Here is a 17124-nt window from a genome sequence, read left to right on the forward strand (position 1 = left end):
AATGGAATATCAAACTAAACAAAAACTTAACCGTGAAAACTCAGGTTCGACTGAGAAACTTCCAATAAAATTTTTACAATTCGGGGAAGGTAATTTCCTTCGTGCGTTTGTAGATTACCTTATCGACAAGATGAACAAAGAAGCTGGCTTCAATGCTGGTGTAGCTGTTGTTCAGCCTACTGTTGGTGGTCTTGTCGATATGTTGGAAGAGCAGGATAATCTTTACACACTATTCATAAGAGGTGTGAAAAAAGGACAAATCGTGGATGACCAGAGAGTGATTTCCGCAATCCAACGTTCGTTCAGTCCTTATGATAATTACGCTGAATATCTTGAATTGGCGAAAGGCGAAGATTTGCAGTTTATTTTATCGAATACAACAGAAGCAGGAATTGCTTTTGATGAGTCTGAAACGTCTTTGGCTGCTGGCCCTCACAAGAATTTCCCTGCGAAAGTGACTGCTTTCCTTTATGAGAGATTCAAGCATTTTAACGGAGATTCAGAAAAAGGTCTTCACATCATTCCTTGCGAATTGATTGAAAACAATGCTTTGACATTGAAGAAATATATTCTAAAATATGCTTTGCTATGGAATCTAGGTTCCGAATTTTCTAATTGGATAGAAAGTAGCAACTATTTCCACAACACTTTGGTGGACAGAATTGTTCCGGGTTATCCAAGAGAAGAAAAAGACGAGTACGAAGCTAAATTGGATTATGATGATAATCTAATGGTGGTTTGTGAAGCATTTTTACTTTGGGTTATCGAAGGTGATGACAAATTGAAAGCGTTGATTCCTTTCGATAAAATTGATGACCAGGTTTTGATTGTCGATGACATCACGCCTTATAGAACCAGAAAAGTTAGAATCCTGAACGGTGCTCATACAGCGATGTTGGCGTTCTCTATCCTTGACGGAAAAGAAACCGTGAAAGAAGCAATTGATGCAGACTTTGCAGGAAAATGGATTTCCGATACAGTATATAACGAGATCATCCCAACTCTGGATTTATCAACAGAAGAATTGACTGCATTTTCAGATGAAGTTTTTGACAGATTCAGAAATCCTTTCTTGAAACATTTGCTTTCCAGTATTGCATTGAATTCGGTTTCGAAGTTCAAAGTGAGAGTATTGCCAAGCTTGTTGAAATATGTTGAAATCAAAAATGAATTACCAACCAATCTGACTTTTGCTTTAGCGGCGTTAATCAGATTCTATCAAGGTGAGTTTGATGGAAAACAGCTTCCAGTAAGTGATGATGCTCCGGTTTTGGAAAGATTCAAAGAAATATGGTCAACCAACGACCTTGGAGAAGTGGCGAAAAATGCTTTATCCGAAGTGAGTTTCTGGGATACAGATTTGACTCAGGTTCCAGGATTGACAGAAGCTGTAACCAAGGCTTTGAGTGCAATCGATTCCACTGGAATTGAAGAAGGGTATAAAAGTTTTATTCAGTAATCTTCGAATTCATCTTATAATAAAGAATAAGATAATTTTAATCTGAAAATTATGCAAAAGAAAGTTTTAAAAGTCAATCCAAAAGACAACATCATTGTTGCTCTGACGGATTTGCCTGCCGGAGATATCGTGCATCTGGACGGTGCAGATTACACGGTTCTGAAAGATACGAAAGCAAAACATAAATTCGCAGCAGAAGATTTTGCTGTCGGTGACCATATCATTATGTATGGCGTCATTGTTGGAAAAGCGAATCAGCCAATCCAAAAAGGCGAAGTCATCACGACCGAAAACGTAAAACACGAGAGCGAAGAAGTTTTCAGAAAGACCGGAAATCTTGGCTGGACACCGCCGAATGTGGACAAATGGAAAGACAAAACCTTCAATGGTTACCACCGTTCTGATGGGCAAGTGGGAACCAAAAATGTCTGGTTATTTTTCCCTTTGGTGTTTTGTGAAAACAAGAATATCGAGAAGCTGAAAGATATTTTCGAGAACGAATTGCTGCCGAAAAAAGAAGTTTCTTATAAGAATTTCCTGCGCTCTCTGATTGAAGAAAAAAGCGTGGAAGAAGTGGAAGACCAATCTAGAAATGAAAATCTTCTGGATAATATCGAAGTTAAATTCATCAATCATCAAGGTGGTTGTGGCGGAATCCGTCAGGATTCTGAACTATTGGCAAAACTGCTCGCCGGTTATGTGAACAACCCGAATGTGGCTGGTGCAACGGTTCTCAGCTTAGGATGCCAGAATCTTCAGGTTGACATCTTCCAAAATGCTTTGAAAGAAATGAGTCCGAACTGCAATAAAGAAGTGCTCATCTTTGAACAACAGAAAATCGGGACGACGGATAAGATGTTCCAAATGGTCATCAAAGAGTCTTTCGAAGCCATCAAAAGAGCTAACAAAATAGAACGTCAGCCAGCACCAGTTTCCAAACTGAGCATTGGTCTGGAATGTGGTGGCTCCGATGGTTTTTCAGGAATCTCTGCGAATCCGGCGTTAGGCGTTGTTTCAGATATTTTTGCAGCTTTGGGTGGAAAAACAATTCTAGCAGAATTCCCTGAATTGTGCGGCGTAGAACAGGAATTGATGAACCGATGTCTGGAGGAGGAAAAAGCGGATAAGTTCTTATCATTAATGAAAGCCTTCGAGAAATCTGTTGTAGATGCAGGTTCTGGATTCGATATGAATCCGTCTCCCGGCAACATCAAAGACGGTCTGATCACCGATGCAATGAAATCTGCCGGAGCGTCTAAAAAAGGTGGAACCGCTCCTATCGTGGATGTTTTGGATTATGGCGAATATATTTCGAAACCAGGTCTGAACTTACTGAACACACCTGGAAATGATGCAGAATGTACCACAGGATTAGTCGGAGCAGGCGCAACTGTCGTGTTGTTTACCACAGGTTTAGGAAATCCGATGGGAAATCCAATCGCTCCGGTTGTGAAAATTTCTTCCAATACAGCATTGATCAACAGAATGTCGGATATCATCGATGTGAATGCAGGAACGGTGATTACGGGAGAAAAAAGCATTCAGGAAGTTGGTGAGGAGATTGTAGATTATATTATTGAACTGGCAAGCGGCAACGTAGAAACAAAAGCAGACCAGCTGAAACAGGATGTGTTTATCCCTTGGAAACGAGGGGTGTCATTATAATTTTTTTGAATTTTAAGGTTTTTATTTTTAAAGGGCATTTCTCGCAAGAGAGTGCTCTTTTTTATTTTTCAGGTTTTCTAAGTAAGTTTGTTTAAACATTCTCAACAGTTGCTAACTTTCTCTTTACAGTTGCTAACTTTCTTTATACGGTAGCTAACTTTCTCTTTGCAGTTTCGTAGTTTCTTGCAGTAGATCACTTTTCTTCCGTGAGGATTTGGATTTTATTTGGGTATCTACCATTTGTAACATTGTTACGGTTATTATCTTTGAATAAAAAAGCCTTCAAAAATGAACTTGAAGGCTTTATATTTAGGTTGAAACCAATCTTATTCCTTGATGAATTTCTCCTGATAAACTGCTCTATCGGTTACGATTCTTAAGATATAATTTCCTTTTAATAATTGAGAAACATTGATTGTTCCATTCACAACTTTAGCATTGATTTGCTTTCCTGAAATGTCAAATAGAGAAACCTCAACAATTTTATCCTGAGATTTGATGTTAAGAATTTCGGTTGTTGGATTAGGATAGATGCTCAATTCAACTTTCTTGGTTTCAGCCGTTGCAGCCAGTGAAGATGAAACAACAGTCAACGTTTTATCAACCACTTTTCCATTAGAATTAAAACTAACAACAATATTTGCCGTTCCTGTGCCTCGTGGTATTAGAACCAACTCTTCATCAGAATTGATATCAGCAGAAATCGCTGCAGGATTGCTATTCGATCTAATTGATTTCACAATTGCCGAAGACAAATTATCTGCATCTGTAACAATCGTTTTCAAATCGATTTTTGTAATCCCGCTTGCATTAAGTTCTGAAGGAAAAGTAGAACTAACAACTGGCAAAGTATTGTCCGGAAATACTGTCACAGCTGGAAACCAGTAATAGTCATTCAATGTTTTTGTATTCAACAGAACTCCTGAATTACTATAAGTATGGATCCAGTTTTTCTGATAATGCACGCCATAACCACTTTCTGTTGTGTTCAAAATCAACTCGTCTGTCACAGGATTCACTCTCAAAGCCGCACCGTACGGAATCTGTTTGTAAGTTCCTTCCTGTCCTGGGATTGTGATGAAATTGTCAACCAAAGTTTTTGTTGTTACATCAAATTTGATAACCTTAGTTCCAGATGTGAAAGCATTGACCGAATTTATCCAGTACAAAGCATTCTGCCGGTTGCTGTACGTGAAACTTCCTGCGTTCCAAGCGCCCCATGAACCAAGATATTGCGTTGCAGCAGAAAGTGCATATTCAGTGGTTGCAAAAGTTGTTGGATTAATATTAATCAATTTTTGATTCTGAATCGCCCAAACACTTCCATCTTTAGCTTGAACAACTGAATGGAAAGCTCCGGAAATCGTTTGGACCAAAGTATTGGTTTTCGGATCGATAATTAAAATTCCTGCAGTTTGCTTAACAGCGAAAACATATTGCGACGTTCTCACCATATTCCCGATTTGTCCCGCATATTGGCTTCCACCGCCAGTTCCTGTTATCAAAGTTCCAACCTGCAGATTTTCGATATCGAAAGTATAGATTCCGTTGGATGCTCCGATGTAGCCCAATTTTTCATTCACACCAAGGAAAGAACGCCCGTCTCCTCCACCGATGTTGTCAAAGCCTTTGATTTTCTCCATCGTTATAGCATTTGCAACAACCAATCTTCCGCCAGGTGTGTATTGTGTATCGCCGCCATCGGCCGCTTGTTTGGAAATAAAATAGAATTTATCGCCGTAAATAGTTCCAAACTGCGTTGTCGCTCCAAATGCTTGGTTATTATTCTTTTCGCTGTAAACTCTGTAATAGATTTGGTTGTTATCGCCGATGAAATTCACAGAACCGTTGGTATGACCAAACCAATCCTCGTTCACCATAAAATAACCTTTGGTAAAATCTGCCTGCGCCGAATAAGTGGAAACAGGAGTCATGGTGGATGAGATATCATAGCTTTCAAAATTCGGGTTGAAGTTCCAGACATCCCAAGAACCATTTTCCAATTGTCTGCTACTTGCTCCCCAACCAGAATATCCAAAATCTGCATCAGTCGGGTCTTTTACCCAATATGACCAATAACCTTTGCTCATCCAACCAGCCTGCCAATGGTCATTCGCATCAATCGCCGTATAATTATCGAAGTCATAGGCCGAAGTATTGACAACACCATCTAATGGATAAAGCGGATAAGTCGTATTGCCATTATTGTAAAGACCAACTGTTCCTTGTCCATCAAGGTCAAAACCGATTCCGCCAATCGCGGTTCCCAGAGTTGCTCCTGAATAATACAATAGAGAATAAAATCTTTTGTCTGCTTTTGCAATCGCTTTCAGCATATCTTCGCCTGTTGCTGTTCCGTCCCATTTAAAACCCCAAACCAATGCATTCGGATTTTTAGCATCATTCCATTGAACGACAAAAGCCGCTTTGTTAGAACCTGTTCCCACCCAATAGACGATATCATCCATCGTGAAATCAGCTTTCTTGGATTGTTTTTTAACCGAGTTTTGTTGGAGGTCATTTCTCGGAACACCTTGAACCGTTACTTGTGCATTGGTAAAAAATGCAAGGAATAACAGTAATGTCAAAAGATAAAACTTTTTCATTTATAATTGATTTAAAGAATATTATTGTTTAATTTATTTTTAGGATAATTTTCTCGCATATTGTTTTGGTTTGGCAGATGTGTCATTTTAAATTTGCTGAATTTGATAAGTCTGCGAGAACAAATTTTTAATTGATTTTATTTTAAATGTAAGTCGTAAGCGCCGGCTACTTCTGTAGAAACTTCGCCCAGCCAGCCCGCTTCCTGATTGACTCCTGTGTAGACTGTCACGAAATCGATTCCGGGAAGTTTGACATAGTTTCCGTTTTTATCGACCGCCCAAGATATATCAATATTCGAAGCTTCATCGCTATTTGGAGCGTTATCTGCATATCCGAATTCATAAGATTTCCCTACCCAATAAGTTCCGCTTCCACTCTGGTCATAGTAATTGTTGGCGAGTCTGGTTCCTGTAAAACTGTAAGAAGCATCCGAAATCCATAATGGATAATAACTTTGAATATGAAAAACATTCTTAGTCTTGAAACCTGAATTCCCCAGATTATCTGTCCATCTAATATATTCTACATCGTTTTCCCAATGTTCGTTTCCGGGAACTGGCGGTTTGGATTCGTTGGGCTTGAAGTAATTAATCGTGTAGTTCCTTACGGTTGTATTTTTGAAATATTCGCTTCCGGCAATCTCGTACCATTCGTCTTCGTCGGGTTTTCCGTTTTTGTTTTTGTCATAAGCCACAAGAATAATTCCCGGTTCGCAAGAACCCGAACGTTCTTCCGCAGACAAATCGCCCCAAAACGCATTACCCAGAATCTTGAAATCTTTCCCGTTCATATTCGGGATGGTGTGGTCAAATCCAAAAGTGACATACCCGCCAAATCCCCCCAAAGAAATCATCGAAGAATTGGAACCAATCAAAGATTCTTTCGCTTTCTGAATCATTTGCTCCGACGTATTTCCAGCAGAATATTCCGGAATTTCATTCATAAATTGCCCAACTGCAGGACGGAAATCGAAGACGTTGGAAATATACTTACTGTAGGAAACCGATTCTTTGTTGACAATGATTTTTGAATTGTACGTCGTAGTTGTTCCATTTGAAATAATTTTCAAAGTCAAAGGATAAATTTTCGCATAAGGACTGATGAAATCCAGAGTTGAATTTTCTGAAATCAAAGAATCGTTGATACTCCAAGTGAAAGTTCCGGAAATATTGGTTGGAATGTTTAGCACTTTAAATCGGTCAACTGAATAAGATTCGGCGAGATTGAAAGTATTGTCTTCATCATCATTTTTACAGGCAATCATTCCTACAACGAGAAATAAAGAAAAAGTAAGTTTTAAGTATTTATTTTTCATATTTATTGATTTCATTTTATTAAGATTGTTTGTCATTCCGTAGGAATCTAAACTGTCGAGATTGACTTCGTCTAACCACTTCGTTAGGTTTCCTACGGAATGACAATATTGTGTTTATAATGGTTGTTATTATTTTTATCTTTTGCATCCAATTATTTATAAAGAAAAACAAAGTGCGCTGGGATATTGCCACCTTCTGTTTTCCATTTGAATTTTCCGGTTTTATCAAAACAGTAAACAAATCCTGTCGAAACATAATTGCGAGCATCTGTCAGATAAATATCTTCTGTGATTGGGTTCACAGCAATTCCGTACGGTGTTTTTATCGCATCCACATATATTTGGTCGATGATTTTGTTGGAAATGATTTGCTCAGTTTTCACATCGATGATTCCGAAAGATTTGGTGTAGGAATGCGTGTTGTAATTGAACTCGTTGCCGTAGAAATAGAGTTTATCATTCACAATCGTCATTTCGCTGACAGCAATTTTAAAATCTTTTTTAACCGTTCCAGTTTTAGAATCAACCAAAAATAAACTCGAAGGAATCGTATAATAATCACCTCTGGAACTTACATACAAATCGCCGTCATCATCCTTTGCAATGTGATGAAGATTAATCGCAACATCGATTTTTTTAGTCTCAGTAAATGTGTTCAAATCAACGACGGAAACAGTTCTGTCATAGTTTGGAAAACGATAACCTCCTGAATTAGCAACGTACAGATTGTTCCCGACAACCTGCATCTCTTCGGGTTGATAACCAACAATTACTTCCCTTTTTATAGAAAGCGAAAGTGTGTCAATCTCAACCACCTTTCCAATCGGCGCATTGGGGTCAAGAGAAACTGGACCAGCATAACTGGATGCGTAAGCTTTCCCATCTTTGAAGGTCATATAACGACAATTCTGCAGCTGAATCGTTTTGATTCTTTTCGCAGTTTTGGTGTCTAGAACCTCGATTTTATTGGATACATTGATGACCGCATACATTTTGCTTCCATAGATTTTGATATCATTTCCAACATCTCCCAATTCCTTTACAACTTCTGGATTGATTTCCGAATAGATATTCCTGTGGTAAGTTCCCGTTGTGTAATCGAAGAAGTCCAAAGTCGCCTTGTTGGTTCCCATATTGCCTTCGTTCAAGAGATAAAATCCTTTGATAGCCGTATTTTCCGGTGGCGCAAGACCTTCCACTACTTCTGGCCGAATAATGATATCGTCTGTTCTGCACGATATCAAAAACAGCAGCGTAAAAAGACTTAAAATAATATTTAGTTTTCTCATAATGTGAAACTTAGAATGAGTTTAAAATTTCGTCCCGGCATTGGATAACTCAAAACCACTTCATAGAATTGATTGAAAATATTGTTCATTTCCAGCGTAGCTTTAAACTGATGATTATTCATTTTAAATTTTTTCTGAATCGATAAATCGTGCGTGTACCAAGGCTGAATGTAGTTGTAAGCAATATTATCCTGATTGACATCGTAACGTTCTCCGACATAAATAAAACTGTAGTTGAAAGACCAGTCTTTGTAATCCGACATCAGCGTAAAAGTGCCGGAATGCCAAGACGTGTAAGGAATTTGGTCTCCGAAATAAGACTCGTTTCTGTCAGAAAAATCTCGTGAACTTTGATAAGTGTAAGTCAATAATGGCTTTAATTTGACCTGACCAAAATTCAAATCTGCCTGAACATTGACATCGGTTCCGATAATTTCTACTTCGCCAAGATTGAGCATTGTCCAGCGGAACATACTTCCGTTGGGAGCTGCGATAATCTTGTCTTTAACTTTGTTAAAATAGCCATCAACCTTAACATAAAACGATTGGAAAATTTGATTTTGAAAAAATTTCTGATACGTGAAGCCAATATCATATTGATTGGTAAACTCAGGTTTCAAAAGAGAATTTCCGATAACCGTATAATACAAATCGTTGAAAGTTGGCATCCTGAAAGAGTTTTTATAAAACGCTCTCAATGTCAGTTCTTTGGAATCAAGAGGTTGATAACTCAAAAAAGCGGCTGGTGTCCATTCACTTTTATCAGGAGATTTGGAATTCTTTTCGACGGTTTCATTCACGAAAGTTCCTAAAACACTTCCGAGAAATTTCAGTTTTTTCCATTGGTAAGTTGTGGCAAAAGCGACCAAAGATGTGTACCGCGAAGGATAAGAAAAGTTGACCAAATCAGCATCCAAGTGATTGTACTGGAAATCGACATTTGCACTGAAATCACAATTGGGCGTGATAGAATAAAGATTGGACGATGACAGATAAACCTCTTTCTGAATGTAAGTATTAACAACAGGAAACGCTGCCTGAGTCTCCAAAGTATCAACAAATTTGGTATAATCGTAAGCGAATTTGGCTTTGAACTGTGTCTCGATTTTCGGAAAAATTTTCTTAATCAAATTAGCTTGAACAAAGTAATTTTCATCCATCATTCTCTGTCCTCTCGCACCAAATCTATTATTCACAATTGCTCCGGGAATTCCACGATTTGAAATATATCCGTAACCGCGAACATTCCAACTTCCTTTTTCTAAATTCCCGTGAAGACTGGTTTCAAAACGTTTGGCCCGAATATCAGAATCGAATCGTTTTGCAATCGTATCATAAGCTGTTTCGCCATCGGGATATTTTTTACGATAACGAAATTTGTAAATTCCATCACTTTGCAAAAACTCGGAACTGAAACTCGCTGAAACTTTATCCGAAATCTTCTGTTCCAATCGGAAAGACGGATTAAATAAATCGATGGAACTGTTCTTCAATCTCAGAACGAGATTTGTTTTTTTATTGAATTTAAATTGGGGCATTTTTGGCTGAAGATAGATTGAACCTGATGAACCAAAGTCTTTCGCAGGTTGGAAAATTTCAGATTTTTGCCCGTTGTAAAGTGAGATTTCCTCGATATCATCCAAAGAAAATCTGCCTAAATCAACTAATCCGTTTTGCGCATTCCCCAATTGGATTCCGTCATAGAATACACCAACGTGCTGACTTCCCATACTTCGGATGTTGATGGTTTTCAGTCCGCCAATTCCACCGTAATCTTTAATTTGAACGCCAGAAAAATACCTCAACGCATCTGCAACCGAATGACTGTTGAGTCTTTCCAATTGTTCACCAGACAATGTCTGCGCTGGTAAAATCTCCTTAAAATTCTTTTTGTAAACCTCAACTTTGAGAATCTCTGTCTCAATCGTATCTTTTTTGGATTGGGAAAAACATAGCGAAGAAGCTGTCACAAAAATTGCAACAACAGCCTTATAAAACCGAAAAGTAAATCGTGTCACCATTAGCTCATATTGAATAATGATGACGCCAATGGATGTAAGAAAGCAAGGATAATGCACAATTTGTGTTGTACAAAATCATTGTTGACTAAGCTTTATTCCACGAAAGCGTCAAATATATTAAACTTCTGGCAGGTCTTCTGACTTACTTCATTTTTGAAATCCTTCCCATCTTGCGACAGTGGATATAATTTTCAAAAACCTTTGTGTGAAGCTTACAGCAGCGGGTCTGCTCCGGATTTTCACCGGATTCCCTATTAAGTGCTTTTTACAGCTCACCAGATTGGCGCAAATGTATAAAAAATAATTTTGACTTTGAATGGTAAATAAAAAAAGCTTCCTAAAAATAGAAAGCTTGTCAACACCTTAAAGATGATTTTAGGAAATTGTTTTTGATTCAATAATTAAAAAATGAGCAACTCGGTCTTTGATGAGCCATTTTCCTTTTTGATTGACATAAAAGTCTTCATATTTCACACTGTAAACTTGATAAGCAAGGTCTAGCGTGAACAAATCCATCACTTGCGAGGTTTTTTCTCATCTCCCAAATAAACGTAATTGTCGATTAAATTTCTTAAATATTCTTTTAAAATTTCTTAATAAAAGCCAATCAATTTTTCGGTTTTGGTTAAAAAATTCTCCACCGCATTTTTAATATCAATGTTGGAACGCTCCGCCAATACAATCAGCCACCAGATATTTTCTCCGATTTTATGTTCTAACTCAGATTCGCTGTTGGTTTTTGACCAACGATTTTGTTGCGACATAATATTTCTGCCAACTAAACCTGCGTCGGTCAAATACGCCAATGCATCTTCTTCCACAGTCCATTCGCTGCCGTGATATTGGGTTTCTAGTTTGTGGTATTTTTTTCTTAATTCAAGTGAACGATTGATGATTTCATCAAAATTATTTGTTGCCATATTTTTGTTTTTAAATCAAATCTGCTTTCACAAACTCAATCTTTTCATTTTTAAAAATAAAATCAAAACTCCCTCCTATTTTACCTTCTGGAAAATCGCCCGTAAATTCCACTTCCAAATAAGCTGAATTGTCTTTGATATCTAATTTTTTTAATTCAGTCTGCGTTTGATAACCGATAAAATAACTTACAAAATAATCTTTAATTCCATCGTGACCAATGAATTTTCTTCCGACTGACGGGTCATCCAAAACAGCATCTTTCAGATAAAATTCCAAATATTTTTCGGTGTCATAACTATTACCGACTGCAATCCAATCTTTGATAAACATTTCAATATTCATTTTAATAATTAATTATGATTAAAACTCTGCTTGAATTGTACAGGTGTCTGATTAGTTTTGTTTTTAAATAATTTACTGAACGATTGTGGATGTTCAAAACCCAATTGATAAGCAATTTCTGAAACCGAAAAACTCGTTGTCGTCAAATATTCCTTGGCTTTTTCGATGAGTTTTTCGTGAATGACTTGCTGTGCATTTTGTCCTGTCAAAGAACGGAGCATATCACTTAGATATCTTGGGGAAAGATTTAGTTCTGTAGCTAGAAATTCTACGGTCGGAAGACCTTTATTTAAACTTTGTTCTTTGTCGAAATACACATTCAAAAGTTCTTCAATTCTCGAAAGCAAATCGTGATTTAAAGCTTTTCTGGTTATGAATTGTCGTTTGTAAAAACGGTTGCTGTAATTGAGCAAAACCTCGATGTGAGAAATAATGACATCCTGACTGAAATCATCAATCGTATTATTTAATTCTTCCCTGATATTGTCAAAAACTGAAAAAATCGTTTGCTTTTCTTTGTCCGATAAAAACAACGCTTCGTTCGCCGCATAAGAAAAGAATCCCAAGCTTTTAATCCGGGCTGCCAAAGAATAATTTCTCAGGAAATCGGGATGAATCAGCAAAGTAACACCTTCATACTCCATATCATCCGCACTTGTGGAAAGCAGTTGATTCGGTGCTGTGAAAACCATTCCGCCTTCATCAAAATCATAGTAGCCTTGTCCGTACCCAATTTTACCTTTCAGTGTTTTTTTGTAAGAAATCTTATAGAAATTGAACAAAAAATGCTGATTCAGAAGATTTTCATCAACAATCATATTAGCGTTGTCGTTGATGCTGATCAAAGGATGAACGGGCTTCGAAAAATTCAACATCTCGTGAAGCTCTGATATAGAATTTACTTTTATTGGATTATTCATTTCTTATTTTTTTAATTGAGCAAACTTCCAAAAACCATCTGTTTCATTTCCTGAACCGCTGCTTCAGAACCGATTTCCAAACGACGGTTGTGCAACTGGTTGGCAAATTCTCCCGTCACATATCGCAACTGATTTTTCCCGTCTGTCGCCGCTTCATAAACCACATCTGCAATCCATTCTACAGGTTCAAAATTATCGGGATTCATCAACTCAAATAATTTCTGCATTCCATTTTCGTAAGCCGGATGGTTGGCAACGGCTAAAGATTCTCCTGCAAAATTAGTTTTAATTCCGCCCGGTGCAATGGTTTTGATGCCAACATTATGCAAAGCCAATTCAAACGACATACTTTCGCTCCATCCTTCCAAAGCCCATTTTGTAGCGTGGTAAAGTGAATCTAGAGGAAAAGTCAACAATCCGCCAATCGATGTTGTCGTGATAAACAATCCGTTTCTGTTTTTTCTGAAATAAGGAATGAAAGCCTGAGTCACACGAATCACGCCGAGTAAATTGGTGTCTAGTTCTTTCACTATTTGCTCGTCCGTCAGAGCTTCCAAAGCGCCAATCAAGCCGTAACCTGCGTTGTTGAAAACCACATCAATCGTGTGAAGTTCAATCGCAGTTTTTACCGTTTCCTGAATCTGTTCCAAATTGGTAACATCCAAAGGAAGCAGTGTTACATTTTCCAATTGAGAAAGTTCGGTTTCGTTTTGAGGATTTCGCATAGTTGCGATGACATTCCAACCTTTGGATTGAAATAATTTTGCAGTTGATTTTCCCAATCCTGATGATGCGCCTGTGATAAAAATTGTTTTTTGCATTGTAAATTTTGTTTAAATTTTATAATACAAATGTCCGCAGAAGCCGAAAGTTGGAAGTTGCCAAAATGAGTTTGGTTGTAGCCAAAATGACGAAGCGTTTCTGCGTAAGGGATAGCAGCGGCATCCTTTTGCGAAATGAAATGGAGCAAAAGATATAGCGGATAGCTTGGCCCGCTTGGTTTTTTGTCTTTCTGGAAGTTCTTTTGAAAACCAAACTGACTGGCAAAAATCCAAAGGGATACGCCCAAATAACGACTATTTATTACAAAAAAATGAAAATCAGGGAATTTTGGAACGTTTTGAATTTTACAGAATGATTATTTTTTCTTCTGACAAAACTCAGAATATTGATTTTCCGTAAGTTACTGAAAGTTAGCGCAAGTCTAAAATGAATATAGGAATCTGAATAAAAAAAATGATTTTAATTATTAAAAATCCGTTGGTTTTTCCAACAGATTTTTTTTGTTTGATTTTCATTTATTTAAAAATAGCACATTATTTGTAACTATTCAGAAAATTTACAAATCACTAAAATCAAAATAGTATGTCAACAGAAAATCTCACCAATCAGGAAGCCATTAAAAAAATCAAAGAACTATCCGAAAAAGCCAGAATCTGTATGTTTTGTACCGAACTGGACAGGCTTCCTGTCAATGCCAGACCAATGGGTCTTCAGGAAACTGATGAGAGCGGAAACCTTTGGTTCATCAGCAGTGAAACCAGCAACAAAAATTTTGAAATCAAAGAAGACAATCGTGTTCAGCTTTATTTTATGAACAACAGCGACTCGGAATATCTTTCGATTTATGGAAATGCTTATATCTATAAAGACAGGGCAACAATCGAGGACAAGTGGTCACCAATGGCGAATGCCTGGTTCGACGGAAAAGATGACCCGAACGTTTCCATCATCCGCGTGGAACCAAAAGAAACCTATTATTGGGATACGAAAGCCGGAAAATTGGTTAGTTTATTAAGCTTCGCTGCCGCAGCAATTACCGGAAACAAAACAGATAATTCTGACGGTGTGGAAGGAACTGCTAAAATTTAATTAATTTTAAACTGAAATTTAGTCACAAAGAAAATCATATATAATGAACTTTGTGACTTTTATTTTCCATCCCATACCAAACTACAAATGGCGAAACTCATCACATTCACAAACAAGGGAATCTATTGTCCGCAAGGGAAATTTTATATTGACCCGTGGCGACCTGTCGATTTGGCGGTCATCACGCACGGTCACGCCGACCACGCCCGCTGGGGAATGAAAAAATACCTTTGTCATCATTTTACAAAACCGATTCTAAAAAAGAGAATTGCTGAAGATATTGAATGTCAGACTTTGCAATATGGCGAAGTTCTCAACATCAATGGCATAAAACTTTCGCTTCATCCAGCTGGTCATATTATTGGTTCTGCACAGATTCGGTTAGAATACAAAGGGTATGTAAGTGTCATCTCCGGAGATTATAAAGTTCAGGATGATGGATTAAGTACGCCTTTTGAGCTTGTGAAATGCAACGAATTTGTTACAGAAAGCACTTTCGGACTTCCGATTTATAATTGGTTGGAAGTGGATGACCTGAACAAAAGAATGCAAAGCTGGGTTTTACGAAATAAAGAAAATCAGAAAACATCAGTATTTGTCGGTTACTCTTTAGGAAAAGCTCAGAGGGTTATGAAAGCCATTGAAGGTTTGGGAAAAATCCACGTCCACTACTCTATTGGTAAGCTCAATCAGGCTTTTGAAGAAGTTGGAATTCAACTTCCCGATTACGAAGTTCCTGATTTTAGGGAAAGTATTAAGCATGTTGCGGGAGATATTGTTATTGTTCCACCCGCATTATTGGATTCCAATGTTATTAAGAAAATTCCCGATGCAGCAACAGCGATTTGTTCTGGTTGGATGCAGGTTCGTGGTGCAAGAAGATGGCGAAGTGCCGATGCAGGTTTTGCAATGAGCGACCACGCCGACTGGAAAGGTTTATTGCAAGCGATAAAGGCAACCGAAGCAGAAATAGTTCACGTTACGCACGGACAAACCGAAGTTTTCTCTAAATATTTAAATGAAATCGGAATCAAATCTGATGTTGTTGAAACGTTGTATGGTGACGATGACGAAGAGGAAACTGAAAAAGAAATCATCAAAAATCCTGAGCAATGAAGAATTTCGCTGAACTCATCAACGCTCTCGAAAGCACCAACAAGACCAATGCAAAAATCGATGCCATCATCGATTACCTGGAACGTGCGCCGGATGAAGATAAAGTCTGGTTCATCGCTTTGTTTACAGGCAAAAGACCGAAACGAAACGTAAACACGAATTATATGAAAGAATGGGCGTTGGAAATTACGCAATTGCCGTTTTGGCTGTTTCAGGAAAGCTATTCTTCCGTTGGCGATTTGGGCGAAACTTTATCATTAATTCTTCCTCCACCGACAGAAAAAATCGAGCGTACTTTATCTGAATGGATGAATGATATTATCGATTTGAAAAATAAAACCGATGTTGAAAAAAAAGAATTTGTTCTGAATTCCTGGAACGGTTTGGATTATACAGAACGTTTGATTTTTAACAAATTACTGGGCGGAAGTTTCAGAATTGGCGTTTCAGATAAGACTTTGATTAATGCTTTAACTAAATTTTCCGAGCAGGAATCCAGTGCGTTGATGCACAGTCTGATGGGAAAATGGTTGCCTAATGAAGTTTCGTTTCAGGAATTGATTTCAGCAGAAAACGTCAATCCCGACAATTCAAAACCTTATCCGTTTTGTCTGGCTTTTCCTTTGGAAAAAGATTTAGATGAGCTTGGAACACCCGATGAATGGCTGATTGAATACAAATGGGATGGAATTCGTGGGCAAATCATCAGACGAAATGATGAAGTTTTTATTTGGTCAAGAGGCGAAGAATTAATTACCGAACAGTTTCCCGAAATCAAAGATGTTGTTCAGCAAATGAAAGGCAATTTTGTAATTGACGGAGAAATTCTCGCCGTTAAAGATGATAAAGTTTTAAATTTTAATGAATTACAAAAGCGTCTCAACCGAAAAACTTTAACCAAAAAAATGCTTTCCGAAATTCCGATTCAGGTTTTTGCTTATGATTTATTGGAATTGGAAGGAACTGATTTGCGGGAAAAACCAATCTCTGCAAGACGTGCAATGCTTCAAGAATTATTATTAAACGAAAATCCTGAAAACATCAGAATTTCCCAGCAAATTGATTTTGAAAACTGGGAAGAATTAAACCAAATCAGGGAAAGTTCCAGAGAAATCAACAGTGAAGGTCTGATGTTGAAACAGAAAAATTCACATTATCATTCCGGGCGAAAAAAAGGAGATTGGTGGAAATGGAAAATCAATCCGCTCACGATTGATGCGGTTTTGATTTATGCTCAAAAAGGAAGCGGACGACGAAGCGCTTATTACACCGATTACACTTTTGCTGTGAAAAACGAAGATAAATTGGTCACGATTGCCAAAGCGTATTCCGGTTTAACTGATAAAGAAATTATGGAAGTCAGCAAGTTTGTCAACAAAAATGCGATTGAGAAATTTGGTCCGGTTCGAACTGTAAAACCTGAATTGGTTTTTGAAATTGCTTTTGAAGGAATTGGTTTCAGTAATCGTCACAAAAGTGGTGTTGCGCTGCGTTTTCCAAGAATTATGAGATGGCGAAAAGATAAAACGGTAGATGAAATTGATGATTTGGAAGAGATAAAAAAATTGATACAATGATTTTAACTTTTAAAGATAAT

General features: G+C 37.6%; 14 protein-coding genes and 1 riboswitch. Of the genes, 5 read left to right on the plus strand and 9 right to left on the minus strand.

Annotated features, from left to right (window positions below; genetic code table 11):
• Position 1: 1 nt before the first annotated feature.
• Positions 2 to 1459 (plus strand): tagaturonate reductase, encoded by a 1458-nt coding sequence (locus tag RTX21_RS06415; RefSeq protein ID WP_312766132.1) that lies wholly within the window; start codon positions 2 to 4, stop codon positions 1457 to 1459.
• 51 nt (positions 1460 to 1510) lie between these two features.
• The gene (locus RTX21_RS06420) at positions 1511 to 3124 is read left to right on the plus strand and encodes an altronate dehydratase family protein (RefSeq protein WP_312766134.1); all 1614 of its coding nucleotides are present in this window, start codon (positions 1511 to 1513) and stop codon (positions 3122 to 3124) included.
• A 326-nt stretch (positions 3125 to 3450) separates the two neighbouring features.
• On the opposite strand, the gene RTX21_RS06425 is transcribed toward RTX21_RS06420, so the two are convergent.
• The 9 genes from RTX21_RS06425 to RTX21_RS06465 form a co-directional block, all read right to left on the minus strand.
• Positions 3451 to 5730, minus strand: coding sequence for a DUF5074 domain-containing protein (locus RTX21_RS06425; protein ID WP_312766136.1), 2280 nt, complete (start codon positions 5728 to 5730; stop codon positions 3451 to 3453).
• 137 nt (positions 5731 to 5867) lie between these two features.
• Entirely contained in the window at positions 5868 to 7046 is a 1179-nt protein-coding gene (locus RTX21_RS06430) for a cell surface protein (RefSeq protein ID WP_312766139.1), read from the minus strand.
• Positions 7047 to 7198: 152 nt separating this feature from the next.
• Positions 7199 to 8335 (minus strand): DUF5074 domain-containing protein, encoded by a 1137-nt coding sequence (locus tag RTX21_RS06435; RefSeq protein ID WP_312766141.1) that lies wholly within the window; start codon positions 8333 to 8335, stop codon positions 7199 to 7201.
• Positions 8332 to 10356, minus strand: a complete 2025-nt coding sequence (locus tag RTX21_RS06440; protein WP_312766143.1) for a TonB-dependent receptor domain-containing protein — start codon at positions 10354 to 10356, stop codon at positions 8332 to 8334. Before RTX21_RS06440 ends, RTX21_RS06435 begins: the two co-directional genes overlap by 4 nt.
• Before the next feature lie 109 nt (positions 10357 to 10465).
• Positions 10466 to 10651: riboswitch (cobalamin riboswitch) on the minus strand.
• A gap of 80 nt (positions 10652 to 10731) precedes the next feature.
• Positions 10732 to 10872, minus strand: coding sequence for a hypothetical protein (locus RTX21_RS06445; protein WP_312766144.1), 141 nt, complete (start codon positions 10870 to 10872; stop codon positions 10732 to 10734).
• A 77-nt stretch (positions 10873 to 10949) separates the two neighbouring features.
• Positions 10950 to 11276 carry a MazG-like protein gene (locus RTX21_RS06450; RefSeq protein ID WP_312766149.1) on the minus strand — a complete coding sequence of 109 codons (327 nt, stop codon included), beginning with the start codon at positions 11274 to 11276 and terminating at the stop codon, positions 10950 to 10952.
• 10 nt (positions 11277 to 11286) lie between these two features.
• Positions 11287 to 11619, minus strand: a complete 333-nt coding sequence (locus tag RTX21_RS06455) for a nuclear transport factor 2 family protein (protein WP_312766150.1) — start codon at positions 11617 to 11619, stop codon at positions 11287 to 11289.
• A gap of 8 nt (positions 11620 to 11627) precedes the next feature.
• On the minus strand, positions 11628 to 12539 hold the full coding sequence (locus tag RTX21_RS06460) for a helix-turn-helix transcriptional regulator (protein ID WP_312766151.1): 912 nt from the start codon (positions 12537 to 12539) through the stop codon (positions 11628 to 11630).
• A gap of 11 nt (positions 12540 to 12550) precedes the next feature.
• Positions 12551 to 13360 carry an SDR family oxidoreductase gene (locus tag RTX21_RS06465; RefSeq protein WP_312766152.1) on the minus strand — a complete coding sequence of 270 codons (810 nt, stop codon included), beginning with the start codon at positions 13358 to 13360 and terminating at the stop codon, positions 12551 to 12553.
• A 544-nt stretch (positions 13361 to 13904) separates the two neighbouring features.
• On the opposite strand from RTX21_RS06465, the gene RTX21_RS06470 reads away from it, so the two are divergent.
• The 3 genes from RTX21_RS06470 to RTX21_RS06480 all read left to right on the plus strand — a co-directional run bounded on the left by RTX21_RS06470 (position 13905) and on the right by RTX21_RS06480 (position 17104).
• The gene (locus RTX21_RS06470) at positions 13905 to 14411 is read left to right on the plus strand and encodes a pyridoxamine 5'-phosphate oxidase family protein (protein WP_312766155.1); all 507 of its coding nucleotides are present in this window, start codon (positions 13905 to 13907) and stop codon (positions 14409 to 14411) included.
• An 87-nt stretch (positions 14412 to 14498) separates the two neighbouring features.
• The gene (locus RTX21_RS06475) at positions 14499 to 15527 is read left to right on the plus strand and encodes a ligase-associated DNA damage response exonuclease (RefSeq protein WP_312766158.1); all 1029 of its coding nucleotides are present in this window, start codon (positions 14499 to 14501) and stop codon (positions 15525 to 15527) included.
• The gene (locus RTX21_RS06480; RefSeq protein ID WP_312766160.1) at positions 15524 to 17104 is read left to right on the plus strand and encodes an ATP-dependent DNA ligase; all 1581 of its coding nucleotides are present in this window, start codon (positions 15524 to 15526) and stop codon (positions 17102 to 17104) included. Before RTX21_RS06475 ends, RTX21_RS06480 begins: the two co-directional genes overlap by 4 nt.
• Positions 17105 to 17124: the final 20 nt, after the last annotated feature.

Source organism: Epilithonimonas sp., assembly GCF_032054305.1.
In the GTDB taxonomy this organism is placed as follows: domain Bacteria; phylum Bacteroidota; class Bacteroidia; order Flavobacteriales; family Weeksellaceae; genus Epilithonimonas.

What these genes read in the sequence shown, in the direction of transcription:
- RTX21_RS06445 (WP_312766144.1), bottom strand. Translation starts at nt 10,872, where the DNA reads ATGGATTTGTTCACGCTAGACCTTGCTTATCAAGTTTACAGTGTGAAA.
- RTX21_RS06455 (WP_312766150.1), bottom strand. Translation starts at nt 11,619, where the DNA reads ATGAATATTGAAATGTTTATCAAAGATTGGATTGCAGTCGGTAATAGT.
- RTX21_RS06430 (WP_312766139.1), bottom strand. Translation starts at nt 7,046, where the DNA reads ATGAAAAATAAATACTTAAAACTTACTTTTTCTTTATTTCTCGTTGTA.
- RTX21_RS06420 (WP_312766134.1), top strand. Translation starts at nt 1,511, where the DNA reads ATGCAAAAGAAAGTTTTAAAAGTCAATCCAAAAGACAACATCATTGTT.
- RTX21_RS06415 (WP_312766132.1), top strand. Translation starts at nt 2, where the DNA reads ATGGAATATCAAACTAAACAAAAACTTAACCGTGAAAACTCAGGTTCG.
- RTX21_RS06450 (WP_312766149.1), bottom strand. Translation starts at nt 11,276, where the DNA reads ATGGCAACAAATAATTTTGATGAAATCATCAATCGTTCACTTGAATTA.
- RTX21_RS06440 (WP_312766143.1), bottom strand. Translation starts at nt 10,356, where the DNA reads ATGGTGACACGATTTACTTTTCGGTTTTATAAGGCTGTTGTTGCAATT.
- RTX21_RS06425 (WP_312766136.1), bottom strand. Translation starts at nt 5,730, where the DNA reads ATGAAAAAGTTTTATCTTTTGACATTACTGTTATTCCTTGCATTTTTT.
- RTX21_RS06470 (WP_312766155.1), top strand. Translation starts at nt 13,905, where the DNA reads ATGTCAACAGAAAATCTCACCAATCAGGAAGCCATTAAAAAAATCAAA.
- RTX21_RS06480 (WP_312766160.1), top strand. Translation starts at nt 15,524, where the DNA reads ATGAAGAATTTCGCTGAACTCATCAACGCTCTCGAAAGCACCAACAAG.
- RTX21_RS06465 (WP_312766152.1), bottom strand. Translation starts at nt 13,360, where the DNA reads ATGCAAAAAACAATTTTTATCACAGGCGCATCATCAGGATTGGGAAAA.
- RTX21_RS06475 (WP_312766158.1), top strand. Translation starts at nt 14,499, where the DNA reads ATGGCGAAACTCATCACATTCACAAACAAGGGAATCTATTGTCCGCAA.
- RTX21_RS06460 (WP_312766151.1), bottom strand. Translation starts at nt 12,539, where the DNA reads ATGAATAATCCAATAAAAGTAAATTCTATATCAGAGCTTCACGAGATG.
- RTX21_RS06435 (WP_312766141.1), bottom strand. Translation starts at nt 8,335, where the DNA reads ATGAGAAAACTAAATATTATTTTAAGTCTTTTTACGCTGCTGTTTTTG.